Raw genomic sequence first — 20,843 nt, 5'->3', positions numbered from 1 at the left:
TGGCGCCATCCGGGGGGGACCCGGATGGCGTTTTTGAGGCTGCCGATCAGCGTGCCTGAACGATATCGCCAAGCAGCCCGGCCGCGACCGTCAGACGGGCAAGGTTGGTATCGCCGCTGTCGCTGAGCGCGCCGAGTTCGGAGACGATGCGGTTGACCCGCACGCGGTCCGCCGCATACCAGGCCTGAACCGGGTCCTTTTCCCTGGCATATTCGGTCAGCGCGGAGATGACGATCCGGCGTCTCGATGAGGAGATCTGGTCCTGGCTGCGCAGGAGAGCCAGACTCTCATAATGATCCGCCGGTGTGATGCGCTGACTTGCATCCAGCAGACGCGCGACGCGGAAGGTCGACGAGACGGTGGCGTAGCTTTCGGCGGCGCGGGCAAGCGTGGTGCCAGCGCTTTCGGCGATGCGCATGATCTCCGGCACATAGACGAGCAGGGAAAGCGTATCGAGTTCCTCAAGAAGACCGGAAGGAACGCCGTCGATTTCCGTGACGCCGAGTTCGCGACGATACTTCGCCGCTGCCGGCGATAGCGTCTTGATGGCGGTTTTCAGTCGCTCGATTTCGGTCGCCATGTCGCCTGCGGCCGCACCCGCGCTCCCGGTTTGCAGGTAAAGCCTGCTCGCATCCGAGAAGATGCGCGTGATCGTGGCATAAAGCCCGTTCTGGACTTCACCGCCGACCTTGCCGTCAAGCGCGTCGACTTCGCTCCACAGACGTTTGAGACCGAAACCATCCTCGACGATCACCGCAGCCTTAACGACGTCGGCCGCCAGAAGGCCGCTCGCATCGGCAAGTTTCTGCACAAAGCCCGGGCCGCCGCGATTGACGACGGCATTGGCGAGCGCGGTCGCGACGATTTCGCGATGCAGACGATGCGACTTGATATCGTCCGCATAGTTCTTCTGCATCTTGGCCGGGAAATAATCGACCAGAAGATGCTGGAGATAGGGTTCGTCGGGAAGCGTGCTTGCCACCAGTGCGTCGAACAAAGTGAGCTTGGCATAGGAGAGGAGCACGCCGATTTCCGGCCGGGTCAGCGGTTTGCCGATGGCGTATCTTTCGCTGAATTCGACATTGTTGGGCAGGGTTTCGACCTTGCGGTTCAGTTGCCCGGTCGCCTCCAGCGCGCTCATCAGGCGGCCGAGTTCTTCGCGGTTCGAAAGGCCCAGTCGCTCCGTCAGCGAGATCGCCAGCGATTGCAGGTAGTTGTTGCGTAATACCAGCTGCGCCACTTCCGGCGTCATGGAAGCGAGAAGCTGGTTGCGTTTCGGCATCGTCAGGCGACCGCTGTTAACGGCGGAGGCAAGCGCGATCTTGATGTTGACCTCGACGTCCGAGGAGTTCACACCGGCCGAATTGTCGATGGCGTCGGAATTGCATCGCCCGCCCGAAAGCGCATAGGCGATGCGCCCCTTCTGCGTGATGCCCAGATTGGCACCTTCGCCGATGACCTTGGCGCGCAGCTCGGTTGCGTTGACGCGAATGGGGTCGTTCGCCCTGTCACCCACCTCGGCATTGGTTTCCACCGCCGCCTTGATGTAGGTGCCGATGCCGCCGAACCACAGAAGATCGGTTGGCGCTTTCAGGATGGCCGTCATGATCTCGAAGGGCGTGGCGACGGATTTGTCGATGCCGATGGCGGCCACGGCTTCCGGTGTCAGCGTCACCGATTTTTCCGAGCGGGAGATGATCATCGCGCCGCTGGAGAGGGCCGAACGATCGTAATCCTGCCAGCTGGAACGCGGCAGTTCGAAAAGCCGCCTGCGTTCGGCAAAGGACCTGTCGGTATCGGGATCCGGATCGATGAAGATGTCGCGGTGATCGAAGGCGGCGATAAGCCTGATCTTTTCCGACAGCAGCATGCCGTTGCCGAAGACGTCGCCGGACATGTCGCCCACGCCCGCCACCGTGAAGGGGGTGGTCTGGATGTCGGTGTCCATTTCACGGAAATGGCGTTTCACCGTTTCCCAGGCGCCGCGGGCGGTGATGCCCATCTTCTTGTGGTCGTAACCGGCCGAACCGCCCGATGCGAAGGCGTCGTCCAGCCAGAAACCGGCCTCATGGGCAAGACCGTTCGCCGTATCGGAGAAGGTTGCCGTTCCCTTGTCGGCGGCGACGACGAAATAGGGGTCGTCACCGTCGAGCCGCAGCGTGTCGGCTGGCGGCACGATGGCATCGTCGACGATATTGTCGGTGATGGAGAGCAGGGTGCGGATATAGGTCTTGTAGGCTTCGCGGCCGGCATTGAAGACCTCGTCGCGGGAGCCGCCGGCCGGCAGGTTCTTCGGAAAGAAGCCGCCCTTGGCGCCGACCGGAACGATCACCGCGTTCTTGACCTGTTGCGCCTTGACGAGACCGAGCACTTCCGTGCGGTAATCCTGGCCGCGATCCGACCAGCGCAGACCGCCGCGTGCGACCTTGCCGAAGCGCAGATGCACGCCTTCGACCTCTGTTCCGTAGACGAAGATTTCGCGGAAGGGACGTGGGTCGGGCAGGCCGTCCAGATGCTTGGGATCGAACTTGAAGGCCAACAGGTCACGCGGCGTACCATCGGCATTTTTCTGGAAGTAGTTGGTGCGAAGCGTCGCGTCGATGGCGTTGACGTAACGCCTGAGCGTGCGGTCCTCATCGAGATTGGGAACGCCGCTCAATGCCGCTTCGATTGCCTTGTGTATTTCGGCGAGTTTCTTCAGCCGCTTCTTTTCGTCGACGGACGGATCGAAGCCGGCCTTGAACAGCGCGAAAATATTGCGGGAAATCGCCGGATACTTATAGAGCGTTTCGGAAATATGCTCCTGCGAATAGACGATGCCGGTCTGGCGGAGATAACGCGCATAGGCGCGCAGTACGGAGACTTCGCGCACGGTTAGGCCGCAGGCGAGGATCAGGCGGTTGAAGTTGTCATTGTCGACCTTGCCGGAGAAGGCGGCGAGGAAAGCTTCTTCGAGTTTCTGTCCATAGTGCGGCAGATCGAGCGTCGTTCCCTTGGCGACGGACAGTTCCATGTCGTGCAGCACGATGTCGCGCTTTTCGCCGTCTGAAACGACGCCGATATCGAAGGTGCGTTCGCTGATGACATTGAAACCGAGATTTTCGAGCAGGGGCACGCGGCGTGAAAGCGGTAGATGGCCGTCGCGGTGGAAAATCTTCAGCGACAGCGTCTCCGCTGATTGACCTTCCTGCTGGTAAAATTCGATGCGGACCGGCTCGCCCTTCGCGGCGCCCAGAATATCCGGCATGTCGCCGATCGCTTCTTCCGGCGTGAAGGCTTCCTGATAGGCCTGATCGACCTCCAGCACCGGTGCACCCGGCTCGGAGAGGGCGACGAAATGGTCTATCCAGCGCGCCGCAATGTCGCTGACGGCATCTTCAAGCTTATCCTGGGCGATGCGCGGCGTCTTGCCTTCCGTTCGGCCGACGATGAAGTGGACGCGGGCGACGGCGCCTTCGGGGAAGGCGGGGTAATAGGCGGAAATATGCCCGTCATAGACCCTGCTCAGATAATCGCCGATCTTCTCGCGCACATAAGAATTATACTCCTCGCGCGGAACGAAGATGATGGCCGAAACGAAACGGTCGAAACGGTCGATACGTGCAAGCACGCGCACGCGCGGCCGGTCGCTCAGTTCCATGATCTGCTCGACGAAGCGGATCAGAAGATCGGTTTCGATCTGGAAAAGATCGTCACGCGGATAGGCTTCCAGCGTGTTCTGCAGGATGCGCCCCGAGTGGCTGTTCGGATCGAAGCCGAAATGCCGCTCGACTTCCGCGACTTTGGCGCGCAGCAGCGGTATCTGCTTGACCGAGCGCGTATAGGCGGTGGCGGTGAAGAGGCCGACGATGCGCAGTTCGCCGATGACATTGCCGTCCTCGTCGAAGCGCTTGATGCCGATATAATCCATATAGGCGCGACGGTGCACGATCGATTTCACATTGGCCTTGGTGACGATGAGGAAATCCGGGCCGTCGAGGAAGGCAAGGATTTCCGGCGTGGTCGTCACGGCATTCTTGCCGAGGCGCAGCACGCGCACATCCGGATCGCTGAGGCTGCCGAGACCGACGCCGTCGCCGCGCTCGATCTTCGCGTTCTTTCCCTTGCCGGAATAGGTGTAGTCACGCATGCCGAGGAAGGTGAAATTGTCGTTGCGAAGCCAGTTGAGGAATTCGACGGCTTCCGTACGCTCGGTCTTGCGCCGTGACGAACCACGCTTGGACAATTCATCCAGCGCCTCGTCGAGTTTCGCCAGCATGGGCCGCCAGTCGCGATAGGCGAACTGAACCTGCGTCAGCACGAAGCGCAGTCTTTCTTCCAGCGCTGCGGCGGCTTGCGTCGTGAGCGGCGCGATATGCAGCTGGATGAGGCTGATATTTTCAGCGGGGTCATCCTCGGGTTCCGCGAGACGATAGCCCGCCTGCGCGCTTTCGTCGCGCACCAGGATCGGGTGCACCGCGAGATAAAGACCGCGATAGCTGCTGGTGACCTCGCCCATGACGGAATCGTAAAGGAAGGGCATATTGCGGCCGATAATGGTCAGGACCGTTACCGGAATATCCCGCGGCGAAACGCCCTCCACCTGGGAGATGCCGATGTACGGAACGTCTCCGGTCCAGTGCGAAAGCGCCTCGAAACTGTGAGCGGCGCTCGCAGCCAGCATCTCTGCGGAATAATATTCTATATCGTCGGCGCTTGCCCTTCCATAAAGAATACCTGGGTCAAGAAATTGGACATTTTCGGCAATTGCCTGCTGGCGCGCTTTTTCGATCTGTTTTTCGCGTTTTGGATTATTTCTGTAGCCCATTTGACGTGGATTCCTCCAAAAATCACACTTTAATATAAAAAAGCATCGCCAATTTGCGGATTTTGCCTTTTCAGTCGAATCGGATATTGGCGTGGAATTACGAAGAGTTTAAGAGGCTTTCGTGTTTCTTCGGTCGGTAAGTGAAATTTTTTTGCTCCTTTTGCCATGAGGGCCTGTCACGAAGCATTTTGACAGTATTTCTGCGGCTAATTTTTAGGCGGTTCTTTGGCTGCCATGTGATGTTGCGGCCACGGTCGAAGCAAATTATTGATTTGCGCCTATTTTTGTGGTACACCAACGACACTGATCCACAGCGTGGCATTTGTGTGCCCAAAAACACCACGAAAGCAACACCTCTTTTGCACGCGGTTTCCGTGACATATCGAGCGTTTACGTTATCGAACCCCGCAAGACGGGAAGGTGTGTTTTTGCGTGCACGGCTGGACCAGTGCGGAGTCACCTGACGGTTCCCCCGTCTCATCAGGGCCTGACCGACCCAACCCCGGCATCCCCGGGTATGTAACAGGGAGTTTTTAGAACGAATGACGACCCAGCAGAAGAAATCTCCAGCACATCACGGTTTCAAGACCGGTGAAGCGATTGTGTATCCCGCTCATGGTGTCGGTACCATTTCTGCAATCGAGGAACAAGAAGTCGCCGGCATGAAGCTTGAGCTTTTTGTCATTGATTTCGAAAAAGACAAGATGCGTCTTAAGGTTCCCGTCGCCAAAGCCGTCAGCATCGGCATGCGCAAGCTTTCCGAAGGCGATTTTGTCGAGCGGGCGCTGAAAGTGGTGCAGGGCAAGGCGCGTGTGAAGCGTACCATGTGGTCGCGCCGCGCGCAGGAATATGATGCGAAGATCAATTCCGGCGATCTCATCGCGATTGCGGAAGTCGTGCGCGATCTCTACCGTGCGGAAAATCAGCCGGAGCAGTCCTATTCCGAGCGTCAGCTTTATGAAGCTGCTCTCGACCGCATGGCGCGCGAAATCGCCGCTGTCAACAAGATGTCTGAAACCGAGGCTGTTCGCCTGGTGGAAGTGAACCTTGCCAAGGGCCCCAAGCGCGGCAAGACCGTCGAAGAGGACGATTCTCAGGACGAAGCCGCTTAATAACCGGCTTTTTCCCTCTAAAAAAACCCGCCTTGATGGCGGGTTTTTTGTTGCCCGATTGCAGGCTGAAATTCACAGGATGCGGATTTTCGTGCCTTTGCGCAGATGCGGCAGGATGCGCCGCATGTCACGGGGATGGAGGGCGACGCAGCCCGCGGTCGGCTCATATCCCGGTCTGATCAGATGTATGAAGATTGCCGAGCCGCGGTTGCGGCTTTTCGAGGTGATATTCCAGTCGAGCACCAGGCAGACGTCGTAGAGGCTGTCCTTCCGCATCATCTCTTCATGGCTCGGGGCGAAGGGCGCCTTGACCAGCCTGTTGTAACTGGGACTACGGGGCTCGTCGCACCACAGCATGGACTTGCGTGTTCGCTGCATCGGCAATGCCGTAGCGATGCCGGGAAGGCGGTCGCCGCGATAAAACCCGTGCAGCAGGCCGATGGTCGAGATGGGAGATTTTCCGTCTCCTTCGCGTTTCAGCGCAGTGCGGCCATTGCGTCCGATCGCGGCTGGAAAGGTGAGATGCCCGAGCTGGACGATGGCGCGGCTGATTTTCGAGGGAGCCGGCCGAACCATGAGTGTCGATGCGCGTTTACGTTGTCTTACGGGCTGGGTGCTCATGTTTTTCACGAGATTTTGCTTTGCAGGTTATTTAACGTGAAGTCATAGCACTTCGTTATATCATGGCAATGGGTTGACCTTTTATCGGCAAACCGCTGAATTGGCTGATAATTAGAGCGCCGGGCGTCTTTGGGGATGCACAAGGCACGCTCTAACTCTTTTAAACTACGCATCGTGTCTCTCGAAAATCGAGCCTGATTTTTGGGCCGATGCGCTAAAGTAAGAAAGGCTGAGAATCCGAATGACGGCTCGCACTATCCTTCTGGTGGACGATGACGACGATCTTCGGGAGACGCTGACCGAGCAATTGTCTCCCTATGAGGAATTCTCGCTGCTCAGCGGCGCCAATGCCGCGCAGGCGATGCAGACCGCCAAGACCGCCCAGGTCGATCTTCTGATCATGGACGTAGGCCTGCCGGACATGGACGGCCGTGAGGCGGTAAAGCTGCTGCGTAAGGGCGGCTTCAAGGCGCCGATCATCATGCTGACCGGGCATGATACCGATTCCGATACTATTCTTGGGCTGGAAGCCGGGGCGAACGACTATGTGACGAAACCCTTCCGTTTCGCAGTGCTTCTGGCGCGTATCCGGGCGCAGCTGCGTCAATACGAGCAGAGTGAGGATGCGGTTTTCACCGTCGGTCCCTATCAGTTCAAGCCCAGCCAGAAGCTGTTGACGACGGAGGACGGCAAGAAAATCCGGCTGACGGAAAAGGAAGCGGCGATCATTCGTTATCTCTACCGCGCCGGCAGCACCGTCGTTACCCGCGACGTCCTGCTGGAAGAGGTCTGGGGTTACAATTCCGGCGTGACAACGCACACGCTGGAAACGCATGTCTATCGTCTGCGCCAGAAGATCGAACGCGACCCGTCCAACGCTGAAATTCTGGTGACCGAGAACGGTGGATACAAGATCGTTCCCTGAGCAGGGGGCTCTTTGCACCTGTCACATGTTCAAAGCTCACGCTGCGCGTCCGAAAAGGCGCGCGGCGTTCTAACAGCTTGTATTTTGAGGGCCGATATTGGAAAACCGCTATAGTGATGCAGGCGTTTTTCCGGAGTAACGATCGACATGGCCTTGACGGACGATATCATGCTGCTGGGGCAAGTGCCGTTATTTGCTGGGTTCAGCGATGACCAGTTGCGGCTTATCGCCTTCGGTGCGGAGCGCCGCCGTGTATCGGCCGGGCAGACATTGTTCCGGGAACACTCACCGGCCGAATGCGCTTTTGCGGTGACGGCTGGCCATTTCGAGCTTTTCACGGCAGGGCGGGATGGCAAGCCCGTGCTGCAGGCGACGCCCGGCAAGGGGGCGCTGCTTTCGGAGCTGGCGCTTTTCACGCTCTGCGAACGGAAGTTCACTGCCGTGGCAGCGGAGGATTCCGAAGTCATCCGCATAACGCGCATCCTCTTCCACCGGCTGGTGGAGGAGTTTCCGGAGGTTGCCGATATCGTGTCGGCGCGTATTCGCGACAATATCGCGTCGCTGGCGGCGGGGGCGGCCCGTTTGCAGAACCGCTTCGTCTGACGCCAGACAATTCCGCCTGTTCAGAATCGGAAATGGGCGGTGACGGGAACATGGTCGGATGGCCGGTTCCAGCCGCGGGCCTCGCGCAATATGTCGATTTTTTCGAGTGAGGAGCCGAGATCCTGCGAAGACCAGATATGGTCGAGGCGGCGGCCGCGATCAGCCGCTTCCCAGTCCTTGGCGCGGTAGCTCCACCAAGTATAGATCTTTTTCGTCTCCGGCACATTCAGGCGCATCAGATCGAGCCAGTTGCCCTTTTTCATGATGTCAAGCATGCCTTCGGTTTCGACAGGCGTGTGGCTGACGATCTTCAGAAGCTGCTTGTGCGACCAGACGTCATTTTCGAGCGGTGCGATGTTGAGATCGCCGACGAGAATGGACGAGGTGCCAGGCACGCCATCGGCGCGCAGCGCCTTCATTTCCTCGATGAAATCCAGCTTGTGGCCGAATTTCGGATTGATCGAGCGATCCGGCTCGTCACCGCCTGCCGGCACATAAAAATTATGCAGCCGCACGCGGCGCGATCCGACCTCAAAAATCGCGGAAATGTGGCGTGCGTCGCCGATACCGCAATAGTCCTGCCGGTGGTCTTCGATCAGCGGAATTTTCGAGGCGATCGCCACGCCGTGGTAGCCCTTCTGGCCATGGATGATGACATGCTCATAACCGAGCGCCTTCAGCGGCTTCATCGGAAACTCGCCATTCGGGCATTTCGTTTCCTGCAGGCAAAGAATGTCGGGTTTGTAACGTACCAGAAACTGCTCAACGATCGGCATTCTGAGCCTGACCGAGTTGATGTTCCAGGTGGTTATCGAAAACGACATGCATGTGCTCCGCTTTTACTGCCGCGAACCGCTTGGCCCGTGACATGTTTCCGGGGCGCAGGCTTATAACATCGCGATGAAAACGGGAATGTATTTTAGCGGTAAAATGAAAAAGGCGACCGCAGGGTCGCCTTTTGAAGAATTTCCTTGGGGCTTAAAGCCTCAGCCGCCTTTGCGGACTTCCTCGTAATTGATGTTGAAGACGCGTTCATCGAGGTTCACACCGGTCTGGACGTTGAAGATCATGACGGTCGTGTCCTTGTTCTGGGCGTCGGTCGTGGTCCATTGCCGCAGATCGAAGGTCTTCGGATCGAACATCAGGGTAATGGTGGAATCGCCGAAGACGCTCTTGTCGCCCAGCACGATGGTGGTCAGGTCCGATTCTTCCTTGACGTTGCGAACCTTCTGGTTGCCGAGATCGATCTTGTCGGACAGAAGCAGGCTGAGCGGCGTCTTGGAGAGCGGATAAAGATCCCAGGTCTTGAGCTTCATATTGCCGATGACGACGTTCTTGCCGTCGGCGATGACCCGCATGGGCGAGGGGTCTTCGTAATTGAAGCGAAGTTTGCCGGGGCGTTCGATGTAGAACTTGCCGCCGGTCTGTTCACCGCGCGGGCCGAACTGGACGAATTCCCCCATCATGGTTTTGACCGACGAGAAGTGATTGGCGATTTTCTGCGCTGTCGCCGTGTTGCCGGCCGCCTGGGCAAAGGCGTCAAGCGGCGACAGGCCGGCCATGATTGCGGCCATGGAAAATGCCGTCAGCACGCCACGACGCGTCACGCCGTTTTGCGGTGTGTTTGCGTTGGCCGTTTCGCCGGTGGTGAGGTCGTTCATTCTATTCTCCTTCATCGCAGCGATTGTCCGCATAAAAGGCGGCGGCTTCATGACGTTGAAAGCGTGTAATAACGCTTCTTCGCCCCGCTTGGTTGCGGACGTTACCGCTCGATGATGTCTGCTTCCGTCGGTACGAGTATTTCACGTTTTCCGGCGTGGTTGGCGGGGCCGATAATGCCTTCCTGCTCCATGCGCTCGATCAGCGAGGCGGCGCGGTTATAGCCGATGCCGAGACGCCGCTGCACATAGGAGGTGGAGGCTTTGCCATCGCGAAGCACGACGGCCACGGCCTGATCGTAAGGGTCCTCGGAATCGGAGAAACTGCCGGCACCGGCCGGGCCGCCGCCATTGCCTTCCTCGTCGTCTTCCTCGGTAATCGCTTCCAGATATTCCGGTGCGCCCTGTGTCTTCAGATAGGCGACGATCTCTTCCACCTCGTTGTCGGAGACGAAAGGACCGTGCACGCGCTGGATGCGTCCGCCGCCTGCCATATAGAGCATGTCGCCCATGCCGAGTAGCTGCTCTGCGCCCTGCTCTCCAAGGATGGTGCGGCTGTCGATCTTCGACGTCACCTGGAAGGAGATGCGGGTCGGGAAGTTTGCCTTGATCGTGCCGGTGATGACGTCGACGGAGGGGCGCTGGGTGGCCATGATGACATGGATGCCGGCGGCGCGCGCCATCTGCGCCAGGCGCTGCACCGCGCCTTCGATGTCCTTGCCGGCGACCATCATCAGGTCGGCCATCTCGTCGATGATGACGACGATATAGGGCAGGGGCTTCAGATCGAATTCTTCCGTCTCGTAGATCGCCTCGCCGGTCTGGCGGTCGAAGCCGGTCTGTACCGTGCGGGTGAGTATCTCGCCCTTGTCCAGCGCCTGTTGCACGCGGCTGTTGAAGCCATCGATATTGCGCACGCCGATCTTCGACATCTTCTTGTAGCGCTCTTCCATCTCGCGCACCGTCCATTTCAGCGCCACGACGGCCTTTTTCGGATCGGTAACGACGGGAGAGAGCAGATGCGGAATGCCGTCATAGATCGACAGTTCGAGCATTTTCGGGTCGATCATGATCAGGCGGCACTGTTCCGGCGACATGCGGTAAAGCAGCGACAGGATCATGGTGTTGATGGCGACCGACTTGCCCGAACCGGTGGTGCCGGCAACGAGCAGATGCGGCATCTTGGCGAGATCGGCGATGACGGGTTCGCCGCCGATGGTCTTGCCGAGCGCCATGGCGAGTTTGGCCTTGCTGTTTTCGAAATCGCGGCTGCCGATCAGTTCCCGCAGGAATACGGTTTCGCGCGTCTGGTTCGGCAGTTCGATGCCGATGGCATTGCGGCCGGGAACGACGGCGACGCGGGCGGCGATCGCGCTCATGGAGCGGGCGATGTCATCGGCAAGGCCGATGACGCGAGAGGATTTGATGCCGGGTGCCGGTTCCAGTTCGTAGAGCGTGACGACCGGGCCGGGGCGGACATGAATGATTTCGCCCTTGACGCCGAAATCCTCAAGAACGCCTTCCAGAAGGCGGGCGTTCTGTTCCAGCACTTCCTCGCTCAGCATATTGTCGCGCACGACATTCTTCGGCTCCGCCAGAAGATGGACCGTGGGGAGCTGGAAACCGTCTGCGGCGATGAAAGAGGCCTGCGCCTCCCTTGCCACGCGCTCGCTGGGCTTCGGGCGCGCGGAAGGGGCGGTTATTCTGGGTTGCCCGCGTCCCGGCGCCTGTCGGGCGGTAAATTTCTGGTCGGACTCGTCGTCGGAGAGAATGCCGTTCGGCAGCCGGCGTCCATCCGCGTCGAAGGGTTGTTCGTCATCCATGTCCTCGTCATGATCGAGCGCGATGGAGGGAGGTGACATCTGGCGACGCGATGCGGCGCGTTCTTCGAAAGACGGCTCTGCGCGCTGGTCGAGACGGTTGATCGCGGTCTTGAGGCGCGACGGTTCGTTCAGCGTGCCGAATTCATATTCGTTGAAGTCGTAAGGATGTTCGAATTCATCGTGCAGGGATTTAGACTTGAGGCCGAACAGGCGGCGCAGGCGCGCCTGGGTGATGTACCAGTAATGCGCCAGCGCGCCGAAGGCGAGCATATTGGCGAAGAAACCCTCGCCGTCGTCTTCATCATCCTCTTCGGCCTCACGGGCGGCGCGGGCCTTGCTGGTGGCGACTGGAGCGGCTTCTTCGCGTTCCAGCTCATCATCCAGACCGCCAACGACACCGGCGGCAAACAGCATCAGCCATGCGGCAGGCGCCGCAAATATGACACCCAGTACCGTGGCAATCGTGCCGGTGGGGTAAGCGCCGATAAAAAGGGCGGGAAAACGCAGGATCATGTCACCGATGACGCCGCCGATGCCGTTCGGCAGCGGCCATGTCACGGGGGCCGGAAAACAGCCGAGCGAGGCGGCGCAGACGATGGCGCCTGCGACCCAGGCCACGAGGCGAACGGGTATGCGGTGGAATTTGCGTCCGGCGATCAGCGCGATCGCCCAGGCGATGACGGGCAGGAGCGAGATGATTGCGGAAAGCCCGAGGAACTGCATCACGATATCGGCGAAAATCGCACCGCCGTAGCCCAGAAGATTGGTGGGCTGGTTTCCTGTCGCGTAGGAGAGGCTCGGATCCGCGACATTCCACGTCGCGAGCGCGGCGATGCCCAGTGCAATCGTGGCCAGCAGAGCGAAACCGGCGAGAGCCATGATCTGACGCACGAAAAACGCCGTCAACACGAAGCGCGTGTGACGACCATCGAATGTCGGAGAATGCATTCTGCCCATGTCCCTGAACCCGTCGTTTTATGGTTTCGGCAAGATCCGGCAGGAGACCTGATCCCGGATTGACAGGGAAAACTAACCGCTTGCTGGTTAATGTCGTGTTAACCATGCGGTTTTTTGAGGCGCTTCGGCTTTACGGCAAAGAAAAAGGCCCGCCGGAGCGGGCCTTCTTTTGGGAGAGGGGATGGAGAACCCCTTTTCCCGGATATCAGGAGTGGTAGGCGGCTTCGCCGTGGGTTGCGAGGTCGAGGCCTTCGCGTTCGGCTTCGACCGGAACACGCAGACCAACGATCACGTCAACGATCTTGTAGAGGATCGCGGAGACGATGGCGCACCAGACGATGGTGATGGCGACGGCGACGAACTGCGTCCAGAGCTGCGAGGCGATGGAGAATTCAGGCTTGCCGGTGCCGCCAAGCAGCGGCGAGGTGAAGATGCCGGTGCCGAGAGCGCCGATGATGCCGCCAATGCCGTGGACGCCGAAGACGTCAGCCGTGTCGTCGTAACCGAACTTGTTCTTCACTACGGAGACGAAGAAGTAGCAGATCGGCGAAACGATGAGGCCGAGAACGATGGCACCCATCGGGCCGACGGAGCCTGCAGCCGGTGTGACGGCGACGAGGCCGGCGATCATGCCCGAAGCGGCGCCCAGCATGGAGGCCTTGCCGCGGGTGAAGCTTTCAACCAGCGACCAGGAAACGATGGCGGCTGCGGTTGCGAGGAAGGTATTCATGGTTGCGAGAACCGCACCGCCCGATGCTTCGAGGTTGGAACCGGCGTTGAAGCCGAACCAGCCGAACCACAGCATGGCTGCACCGACGAGGGTCAGCGTCATCGAGTGGGGGGCCATCATGTCCTTGCCGAAGCCGGTACGCTTGCCGACCATGATCGCACCGATCAGACCGGCGATACCGGCATTGATGTGAACGACGGTGCCGCCGGCGAAGTCGAGGGCGCCCATGCCGAAGATCAGGCCGTTTGCATCCCAGACCATGTGAGCGATCGGGAAATACACGAAGGTGGCCCACAGGATGGTGAAGAGGATGACGGCGGAGAATTTGACGCGTTCTGCGAAGGCGCCGATGATCAGCGCCGGCGTGATGGCCGCGAAGGTCATCTGGAAGGCGATGAATGTATATTCATAGATCACGACGCCCTGGGAGAAGGTTGCCGAGGTGCTGTCAAGCGAAACGCCCGACAGGAACAGCTTGCCGAAACCGCCGAAATAAGGGCCGGTGCCGCCGCCAAAGGCGAAGGAGTAACCGTAGATTACCCAGACGAGCATCATGACTGCGCCGACGACCGTGCACTGCATGAGAACGGAGAGCATGTTCTTGGTGCGGACGAGACCGCCGTAAAACAGGGCGAGGCCCGGAATGATCATGAAAAGCACGAGGATCGTCGCGACATACATGAATGCGGTGTCGGCTTTTTCCGGAACGGGCGCTGCGGCTGCTGCCGGCGCGGCATCCTGGGCAAAGGCGATGGCCGGAGCCATCAGGGCCGCCGCTGCGGCGCCCAGCTTGCCGAGCGTTGAAAACTTATTGAGTTGCATAGCTAGAAAACTCCCCTGTCAGCCGTGCTTCAAAGCGCTTCTGTGTTGGTTTCGCCGGTACGGATGCGCACGGCCTGTTCGATAGAGTAGACGAAGATCTTGCCGTCACCGATCTGCCCGGTCTTTGCCGCAGACGCGATCGCTTCGACAGCCTTGTCGACGACGTCGGATGGAACTGCGATCTCGATCTTCAGCTTGGGAAGGAAGCTCACCGCATATTCCGTGCCGCGATAAATCTCGGTATGCCCCTTCTGGCGTCCGTAACCCTTTACCTCGGTCACGGTCAGGCCCTGGATGCCGACGCCGGTGAGCGCTTCGCGCACTTCATCCAGCTTGAACGGCTTGATAATGGCCATCACAATTTTCATCTGGTTTCCCATCCTTTGTTTTGTCCTCGGCACGGAGCCGACTCTCCTGCCGCTGGCAGATCAGTAACAGCGACTGCGGACATACATTCAAAGGGCGTGCCAGTTTTGAGTGTGTATCTAACGTATTGAAATATAAAACTTATATGAAAGGCGTCTGAAAAAGGGGCATTTGTCGCCAAAATTTGCGTCTATTAAATGTGCGATTTTCAGAAAAAGCACATTTTTTAATCATTTGCCCTTTTGCGGATCAAACCCTCCTGCGCCACGGAGGCGACCAGTTCACCCTGTCTGGTGAAAATATTGCCACGGGTCAAACCGCGTGCGCCTGAAGCACTGGGGCTGTCCTGTGTGTAGAGCAGCCAGTCATCCAGTCGGCAGGGGCGGTGGAACCACATGGCATGGTCGAGGCTCGCCACCTGAATGGACGGATCGAAGATGGTCGTGCCATGGGCGTAGAGCGAGGTGTCGAGCAGGGTCATGTCTGAGAGATAGGCGAGAATGGCCGATTGCAGACGCGGATCATCAGGCACGTTGCCGACGGCGCGAACCCAGATATCCTGCTGCGGTTCGAGTTTTTCCTTGGAGATATAGTGGGTCAGCGATACCGGCCGTATCTCTATCGGCCGCTTGTTGCTCCAGTATTTGCGGATAGAGGCGGGCGCCTTGGCAAGAAAGGCTGCCTGCATCTGCTCTTCGCTCATCAGTTTTTCAGGCGGTGTCACGTCAGGCATTTTGATCTGATGGTCGAAGCCGTCCTCGAAAATCTGAAACGAGGCCGACATGGAAAAAATGGCCTTGCCATGCTGGATGGCGACCACCCGGCGTGTGCAGAAGCTCGCGCCGTCGCGGATGCGCTCCACCTGGTAGACGATAGGCACCAGCGGATCGCCGGGGCGCATGAAATAAGCATGCAGCGAATGCACGAAACGGTCGTTATCCACGGTCCTCTGCGCGGCGATCAGGGCCTGCGCGATGACCTGGCCGCCGAAAACCCGCTGCCAGCCGATCTGCGGGCTTTCGCCCCGGAACAGGTTCTCTTCCAGCTTCTCAAGATCGAGTGTGGCGATGAGATTGGCCATCGGGTCTGACGTTTGCGAGGGATGCGACATTTTTTCGGCCTGCTCCGGCTGTAGGAAGACGTCACATGGTCTATAGTGCGCCGATGATGCGTGCACAAGATTTGAGGAGAAGCGCGATGCTGGACGTAGTGGTGGCAGGCGGCGGATATGTCGGTCTTTCCGTTGCTGTCGCAATCAAGCAGGCAGCCCGGCATCTTGATGTGCAGGTGGTTGAGGCCTCTCCCGAGGATGTCTGGGCGAAGGACGTTCGCGCTTCCGCCATCATCGCGGCAGCCACCCGGATGCTCGATGTTTTCGGCATATGGAACGAGATCGAACCGGAAGCCCAGCCGATACACAAGATGATCGTCACCGATTCGAAGACCGCCGATCCGGTGCGTCCCGTGTTCCTGACTTTCGACGGCGCCGTGGAAGAAGGCAGGCCGTTTGCCCATATGGTTCCGAACGTCGCTCTGGTGGGCGCATTGCGAGGTCTGTGCGAGCGCCTTGGCATAAAAATCCGTCACGGTCTCAGTGTTTCCGATTTTACCGCGGGTCCCCAGTCGACGGCCATTCGCCTCTCCGACGGGTCGACGCTCGAAGCGCGATTGCTGATTGCCTGTGACGGCGTTCGCTCCGCGCTCAGGAACATGGCCGGTATCAAGACCGTGCACTGGGCTTACGATCAGTCCGGAATCGTGACGACCGTTGAGCATGAGCGGCCGCATGAGGGCTGCGCCGAAGAGCATTTCCTGCCATCCGGCCCCTTCGCCATCCTGCCGCTTAAGGGAAACCGCTCTTCGCTCGTCTGGACCGAACGCACGGCCGATGCCGACAGGCTGGTGGCTTCCGACGATCTGGTGTTCGAGGAAGAACTGGAGCGCCGGTTCGGTCACAAGCTCGGTCCTCTTCGTCCGGTCGGTCCCCGCCGCGCCTTCCCATTGGGTCTGACGCTGGCGCGCTCTTTCGTTGCACCGCGTTTCGCGCTTGCGGGCGATGCGGCGCACGGCATTCACCCGATTTCCGGGCAGGGCCTCAATCTTGGCTTCAAGGACGTGGCGGCTCTCGCCGAAACCGTGGTCGAGGCCGACCGTCTCGGCCTCGATATCGGCTCACTCAACGTTCTGGAGCGTTACCAGTCCTGGCGGCGTTTCGACACGTTGCGGATGGGCGTGACGACGGATGTGCTGAACCGGCTTTTCTCCAACGATATTGCACCCATCCGTATCATGCGTGATTTCGGTCTCGGCGTCGTGGATCGTTTGCCGGGTCTCAAATCCTATTTCATCGGTCAGGCCGCCGGCACGACGGATGCGAATGCGCCGCGTCTGCTTGCCGGCGAGGCGCTCTGATCCGACCCTACCTGCATGTTTCTGATCGGCTTTTCCGGGATTGCCGCTTGACAGCCGATTCCGGGATTTTCTGCCCGGCGGCTTTACCGTAAAGCCGAATCCGGCCAAGGACTTATCCGGATTCATAATCTGGTATGGTCTGCGCCCTAGGCACCCAGATATTGCGGAGAACAAAAGCTGAATCCCATCGAGTCAGCGATTCGTATTCGATTCGTTCGCAGACTGTTCCGCAGCCGAATCGATTTCATTTTCGCCGGATTCTTTTTGTTTGCTCAACTAGCTGAATCTGAACGGAAAATTCCGTCGACAGGTCGCCCTGCGCCACTTTGCGGGTGAGGCCTATTGCCTTTGTCTGCGGGCGTTGCCATGTGTGGTGCGTGCGACCCGCATCGGTAATGGCGGGCGCACGGCAAGCAGATGAAGTCGATTCGCGGATGCTACGTTGAATTTTCGCCCCATGATCCTGAGCGGCCGCGGTGTCACGGCCGTTCTCGGCCCCACCAATACCGGCAAGACCCATTACGCGATCGAGCGGATGGTCGCGCATGGCAGCGGTGTCATTGGCCTGCCGCTGCGTCTTCTGGCGCGGGAGGTCTATACCCGCCTCGTTGAAAAGGTGGGTGCGCCGAATGTGGCGCTGATTACTGGCGAAGAAAAAATCGCACCGCCCAAAGCCAAATATTCCGTCTGCACGGTGGAAGCCATGCCGCGCGAGACGACGGCCGCCTTCGTCGCGATCGACGAGGTGCAGCTGGCGGGCGATCTTGAACGCGGGCATATCTTCACCGACCGGGTGCTGCATCTGCGCGGGCGGGAGGAAACGCTGCTGCTCGGCGCGGGCACGATGCGCCCTATCCTCGAGAAGCTGCTGCCGGGAATTACCGTTGTGGAACGCCCGCGTCTGTCGCAGCTTTTTTATGCGGGTCAGAAGAAGATCACCCGCCTGCCGCAACGCACGGCGATCGTCGCCTTTTCCGCTGATGAGGTCTATGCCATCGCCGAGCTGGTGCGCCGCCAGCGCGGTGGTGCTGCCGTGGTGCTGGGCGCGCTTTCGCCGCGCACGCGCAATGCGCAGGTGGGGCTCTACCAATCCGGCGATGTCGAATATCTGGTGGCGACGGACGCCATCGGCATGGGTCTCAACCTCGATGTCGACCATGTCGCCTTCGCGCAGGACCGCAAATTCGACGGCTATCAGTTCCGCAATCTCAATCCCGGCGAGATCGGCCAGATCGCCGGCCGCGCCGGCCGCCATCTTCGCGATGGCACATTCGGCGTGACGGGGCGTGTCGATCCGTTCGATGACGAGCTGGTGGAGCGGATCGAAACCCATCAGTTCGATGCGGTTAAGGTTCTGCAGTGGCGGACGAAAAATTTCGATTTTTCCTCCATCGCCAATCTGCGCCTGAGCCTCGATGCCGCGCCGGCGATCCAGGGACTTTCGCGCGCCCTGCCGGCAATCGACCAGCAGGCGCTGGAATATCTGTCGCGTTATCCCGAGATCATCGATGTGACGACGAGCGATGCGCGGGTGGAAAAACTCTGGGAGGCGTGCGCTCTTCCAGACTATCGCCGCATTGCTCCTGCCCAGCATGCGGACCTGATCTCCACGCTCTATTTCGACCTCGTCAAACGCGGGGCGGTGAACGAGGATTTCATGGCCGAGCAGGTGCGTCGCGCCGACCGGACGGATGGAGAGATCGATACCTTGTCTGCGAGGATTGCGCAGATCAGAACATGGACTTATGTATCGAACCGCCCAGGATGGCTTGCCGATCCGACACACTGGCAAGAAAAGACTCGGGAAATCGAGGATCGATTGTCCGATGCGCTACATGAAAGGTTGACGAAACGCTTTGTTGATCGCAGGACATCTGTGCTCATGAGGCGCCTGAGAGAGAATGCGATGCTTGAAGCTGAAATCAGTGTAAATGGTGATGTCTTCGTAGAAGGTCATCACGTCGGCCAGTTGGCCGGGTTCCGGTTCACGCCGGTGCCGGGAATGGAAGGGCCGGATCAGAAGGCCGTGCAGGCTGCGGCGCAGAAGGCGCTTGCGCTCGAATTCGAGGCGCGTGCCGCGCGTCTGCATGCCAGTGGAAATGGCGATCTCGCTTTGAGCTCCGATGGTCTGGTTCGCTGGTTGGGCGAACCGGTTGCCCGCCTTTCGGCCGGCGACAACATCATGAAGCCGCGGGTGATCCTGCTTGCCGACGAGCAGCTGAACGGCAATGCCCGTGATCACGCGCTGGCGCGCGTCGAGCGTTTCGTCAATCATCAGATTGCGACCGTGCTGAAGCCGCTGGACGATATTTCCCGTGCCGAAGACCTTCAGGGTCTGGCGAAGGGTCTGGCGTTCCAGCTCGTGGAAAATCTTGGCGTGCTGTTCCGCCGCGACGTTGCCGAAGACGTGAAGTCTCTCGATCAGGATGCGCGCGCCTCCATGCGCCGTTACGGCGTACGTTTTGGCGCCTATCACGTTTTCCTGCCTGCGCTTCTCAAGCCCGCCCCGGCGGAGCTTGTGACGCTGCTCTGGGCTTTGAAGAATGACGGTCTCGGCAAGCCTGGTTACGGCGACCTCATTCCGGTGCTGGCCGCAGGCCGTACCTCGGTCGTCACCGATGCCAGCTTCGAGCGCATGTTCTACAAGCTCGCCGGTTTCCGTTTCCTCGGAAAGCGCGCCGTGCGTATCGACATTCTCGAGCGCCTGGCCGATCTCATCCGCCCGCTGTTGCAGTGGAAACCCGGTCAGCAGCCGCGTCCGGAAGGCGCCTATGACGGTCGCCGTTTCACGACCACGACCGCCATGCTTTCCATTCTCGGCGCGACGCTTGACGACATGGAAGAAATTCTGAAGGGCCTCGGTTACCGCGCCGATCAGGTGACGGCGGAAGAGGCGCAGGCCTTCCTCGCCAGCCACGCCGGTGCCTCTGCTCCGACTGCCGCGGAAGCGGCGACGGCTGAAGAGGAAAGCGTCGAGACCGAGGAACACGAGCCGGCTTCCGAAGAACAGGTGTCCGAGACGGCGGCTGCTGTCGAAGGCGAAGCTGTCGAGGCGCCGGTTGCGGAAGCTGCCAGCGAAGAGGCTGTCGCAGCCGAGGCCGTGTCGGAAGGCGCCGAGGCCGCCGAGCCCAAACCCGTTCTTCTGTGGCGTCCGGGTGGTCGCAACGAAAATCAGCGTGGCGAAAACCGTCGTCCCGGCAATCGCGGTCAGGGCCGTGGTGAAGGAGCGCGCGAACAGGGCGAGCGTCGTGGTGAAGGCCGTCGCGACAATCGTGACGGTGCAAATCGCGAAGCTTCCAATCGCAATGGCGACGGCGAGCGCAAGCGTGATGGCGGACGTCCGGACCGTGGCAACAACCGCAGCAATGATCGTCACGATCGCGGGGAGCGCAAGGATCGGCCGGAACGCAATGATCGTGGCGGAAAGCCGCAGGGTCAGCAGCGCTTCGAAGCCAAGCCGCCGCGCAAGGAGAAGCCGCTCGATCCGGATTCACCCTTCGCAAAGCTCGCTGCTCTGAAGGAGCAGCTGAAGAAGTAAGACCATGGGAAGCAACGAACAGTCACTGGAAAGCACGCGTCAGCGTCTGGACAAGTGGCTGTTCTTTGCCCGCATGGCGAAATCCCGTTCGCTTGCCCAGAGCTACATTCAGTCAGGCCACGTCAAGGTCAACGGCATTGCCATTCGCCAGTCCAGCCATGTGGTGAAGGCGGGCGACAGGCTGGAGATCGGCTTTGAGCGGATGGACAAGGTGCTCGTCGTCAAGTCCGGCGGAACACGGCGTGGACCCTATGAGGAAGCCAGACTTCTCTATGACGACGAGACGCCGCCAAGGGAACCTTCCGACAGGCTGACACCTCTCGAGCAGGCGTTGCGCCAGCCGGGCAGCGGGCGTCCCACCAAAAAAGAGCGCAGGGCGCTCGACAGGTTTCTGTCTGACAGCGACGGCAGCAAAGATTAGAATAAACCTCCGGGTCACACCCGTTTTTCAGAATTGTTTATCCTTGCT

Annotated in this window: 14 protein-coding genes; 6 read left to right on the top strand and 8 right to left on the bottom strand. The window is 59.6% G+C overall.

Translation table 11 applies throughout. The features are described from left to right. Positions 1-46 precede the first annotated feature (46 nt). A complete protein-coding gene (locus tag ACQZ5K_RS11300) occupies positions 47-4,807 on the bottom strand; it encodes an NAD-glutamate dehydrogenase (RefSeq protein ID WP_448740393.1) in 4,761 nt (1,586 codons plus the stop codon). Between the two features lie 542 nt (positions 4,808-5,349). Here ACQZ5K_RS11300 and ACQZ5K_RS11295 point away from each other — a divergent pair. Further along, complete coding sequence (locus ACQZ5K_RS11295; RefSeq protein WP_003505223.1) at positions 5,350-5,919, top strand: CarD family transcriptional regulator; 570 nt, start codon at positions 5,350-5,352, stop codon at positions 5,917-5,919. A gap of 72 nt (positions 5,920-5,991) precedes the next feature. Here ACQZ5K_RS11295 and ACQZ5K_RS11290 read toward each other — a convergent pair whose 3' ends face one another. Next, entirely contained in the window at positions 5,992-6,495 is a 504-nt protein-coding gene (locus ACQZ5K_RS11290) for a L,D-transpeptidase family protein (protein WP_448740460.1), read from the bottom strand. 286 nt (positions 6,496-6,781) lie between these two features. On the opposite strand from ACQZ5K_RS11290, the gene ACQZ5K_RS11285 reads away from it, so the two are divergent. Beyond that, a complete protein-coding gene (locus ACQZ5K_RS11285) occupies positions 6,782-7,465 on the top strand; it encodes a response regulator transcription factor (RefSeq protein WP_003505216.1) in 684 nt (227 codons plus the stop codon). Positions 7,466-7,612: 147 nt separating this feature from the next. Further along, a complete protein-coding gene (locus tag ACQZ5K_RS11280) occupies positions 7,613-8,068 on the top strand; it encodes a cyclic nucleotide-binding domain-containing protein (RefSeq protein ID WP_020810625.1) in 456 nt (151 codons plus the stop codon). A 20-nt stretch (positions 8,069-8,088) separates the two neighbouring features. On the opposite strand, the gene ACQZ5K_RS11275 is transcribed toward ACQZ5K_RS11280, so the two are convergent. The 6 genes from ACQZ5K_RS11275 to tesB all read right to left on the bottom strand — a co-directional run bounded on the left by ACQZ5K_RS11275 (position 8,089) and on the right by tesB (position 15,535). Beyond that, positions 8,089-8,892, bottom strand: a complete 804-nt coding sequence (locus ACQZ5K_RS11275; protein ID WP_448740392.1) for an exodeoxyribonuclease III — start codon at positions 8,890-8,892, stop codon at positions 8,089-8,091. 162 nt (positions 8,893-9,054) lie between these two features. After that, the gene (locus tag ACQZ5K_RS11270) at positions 9,055-9,780 is read right to left on the bottom strand and encodes an outer membrane lipoprotein carrier protein LolA (RefSeq protein ID WP_052025744.1); all 726 of its coding nucleotides are present in this window, start codon (positions 9,778-9,780) and stop codon (positions 9,055-9,057) included. Between the two features lie 50 nt (positions 9,781-9,830). Further along, positions 9,831-12,497: a DNA translocase FtsK gene (locus ACQZ5K_RS11265; protein WP_168208090.1), complete on the bottom strand. Its 2,667-nt coding sequence runs from the start codon at positions 12,495-12,497 to the stop codon at positions 9,831-9,833. 214 nt (positions 12,498-12,711) lie between these two features. Then, complete coding sequence (locus ACQZ5K_RS11260; protein WP_003520288.1) at positions 12,712-14,058, bottom strand: ammonium transporter; 1,347 nt, start codon at positions 14,056-14,058, stop codon at positions 12,712-12,714. Positions 14,059-14,087: 29 nt separating this feature from the next. Next, entirely contained in the window at positions 14,088-14,438 is a 351-nt protein-coding gene (locus ACQZ5K_RS11255) for a P-II family nitrogen regulator (RefSeq protein WP_004444057.1), read from the bottom strand. Positions 14,439-14,650: 212 nt separating this feature from the next. After that, complete coding sequence (gene tesB / locus ACQZ5K_RS11250) at positions 14,651-15,535, bottom strand: acyl-CoA thioesterase II (protein ID WP_448738012.1); 885 nt, start codon at positions 15,533-15,535, stop codon at positions 14,651-14,653. Here tesB and ACQZ5K_RS11245 point away from each other — a divergent pair. The 3 genes from ACQZ5K_RS11245 (at position 15,511) to ACQZ5K_RS11235 (ending at position 20,795) form a co-directional block, all read left to right on the top strand. Beyond that, positions 15,511-16,836, top strand: a complete 1,326-nt coding sequence (locus ACQZ5K_RS11245) for a ubiquinone biosynthesis hydroxylase (protein WP_448740459.1) — start codon at positions 15,511-15,513, stop codon at positions 16,834-16,836. The two genes, tesB and ACQZ5K_RS11245, sit on opposite strands and share 25 nt — an antisense overlap. Positions 16,837-17,293: 457 nt before the next feature. Then, the gene (locus tag ACQZ5K_RS11240; RefSeq protein WP_448740458.1) at positions 17,294-20,374 is read left to right on the top strand and encodes a helicase-related protein; all 3,081 of its coding nucleotides are present in this window, start codon (positions 17,294-17,296) and stop codon (positions 20,372-20,374) included. Between the two features lie 4 nt (positions 20,375-20,378). Then, positions 20,379-20,795, top strand: a complete 417-nt coding sequence (locus ACQZ5K_RS11235; protein WP_448740391.1) for an RNA-binding S4 domain-containing protein — start codon at positions 20,379-20,381, stop codon at positions 20,793-20,795. The last annotated feature ends 48 nt before the right edge of the window (positions 20,796-20,843 follow it).

Source organism: Agrobacterium sp. 22-226-1 (assembly GCF_053522345.1).
Note: the sequence above shows the minus strand (reverse complement) of the source record. Positions and strands in the feature narration are given on the sequence as shown.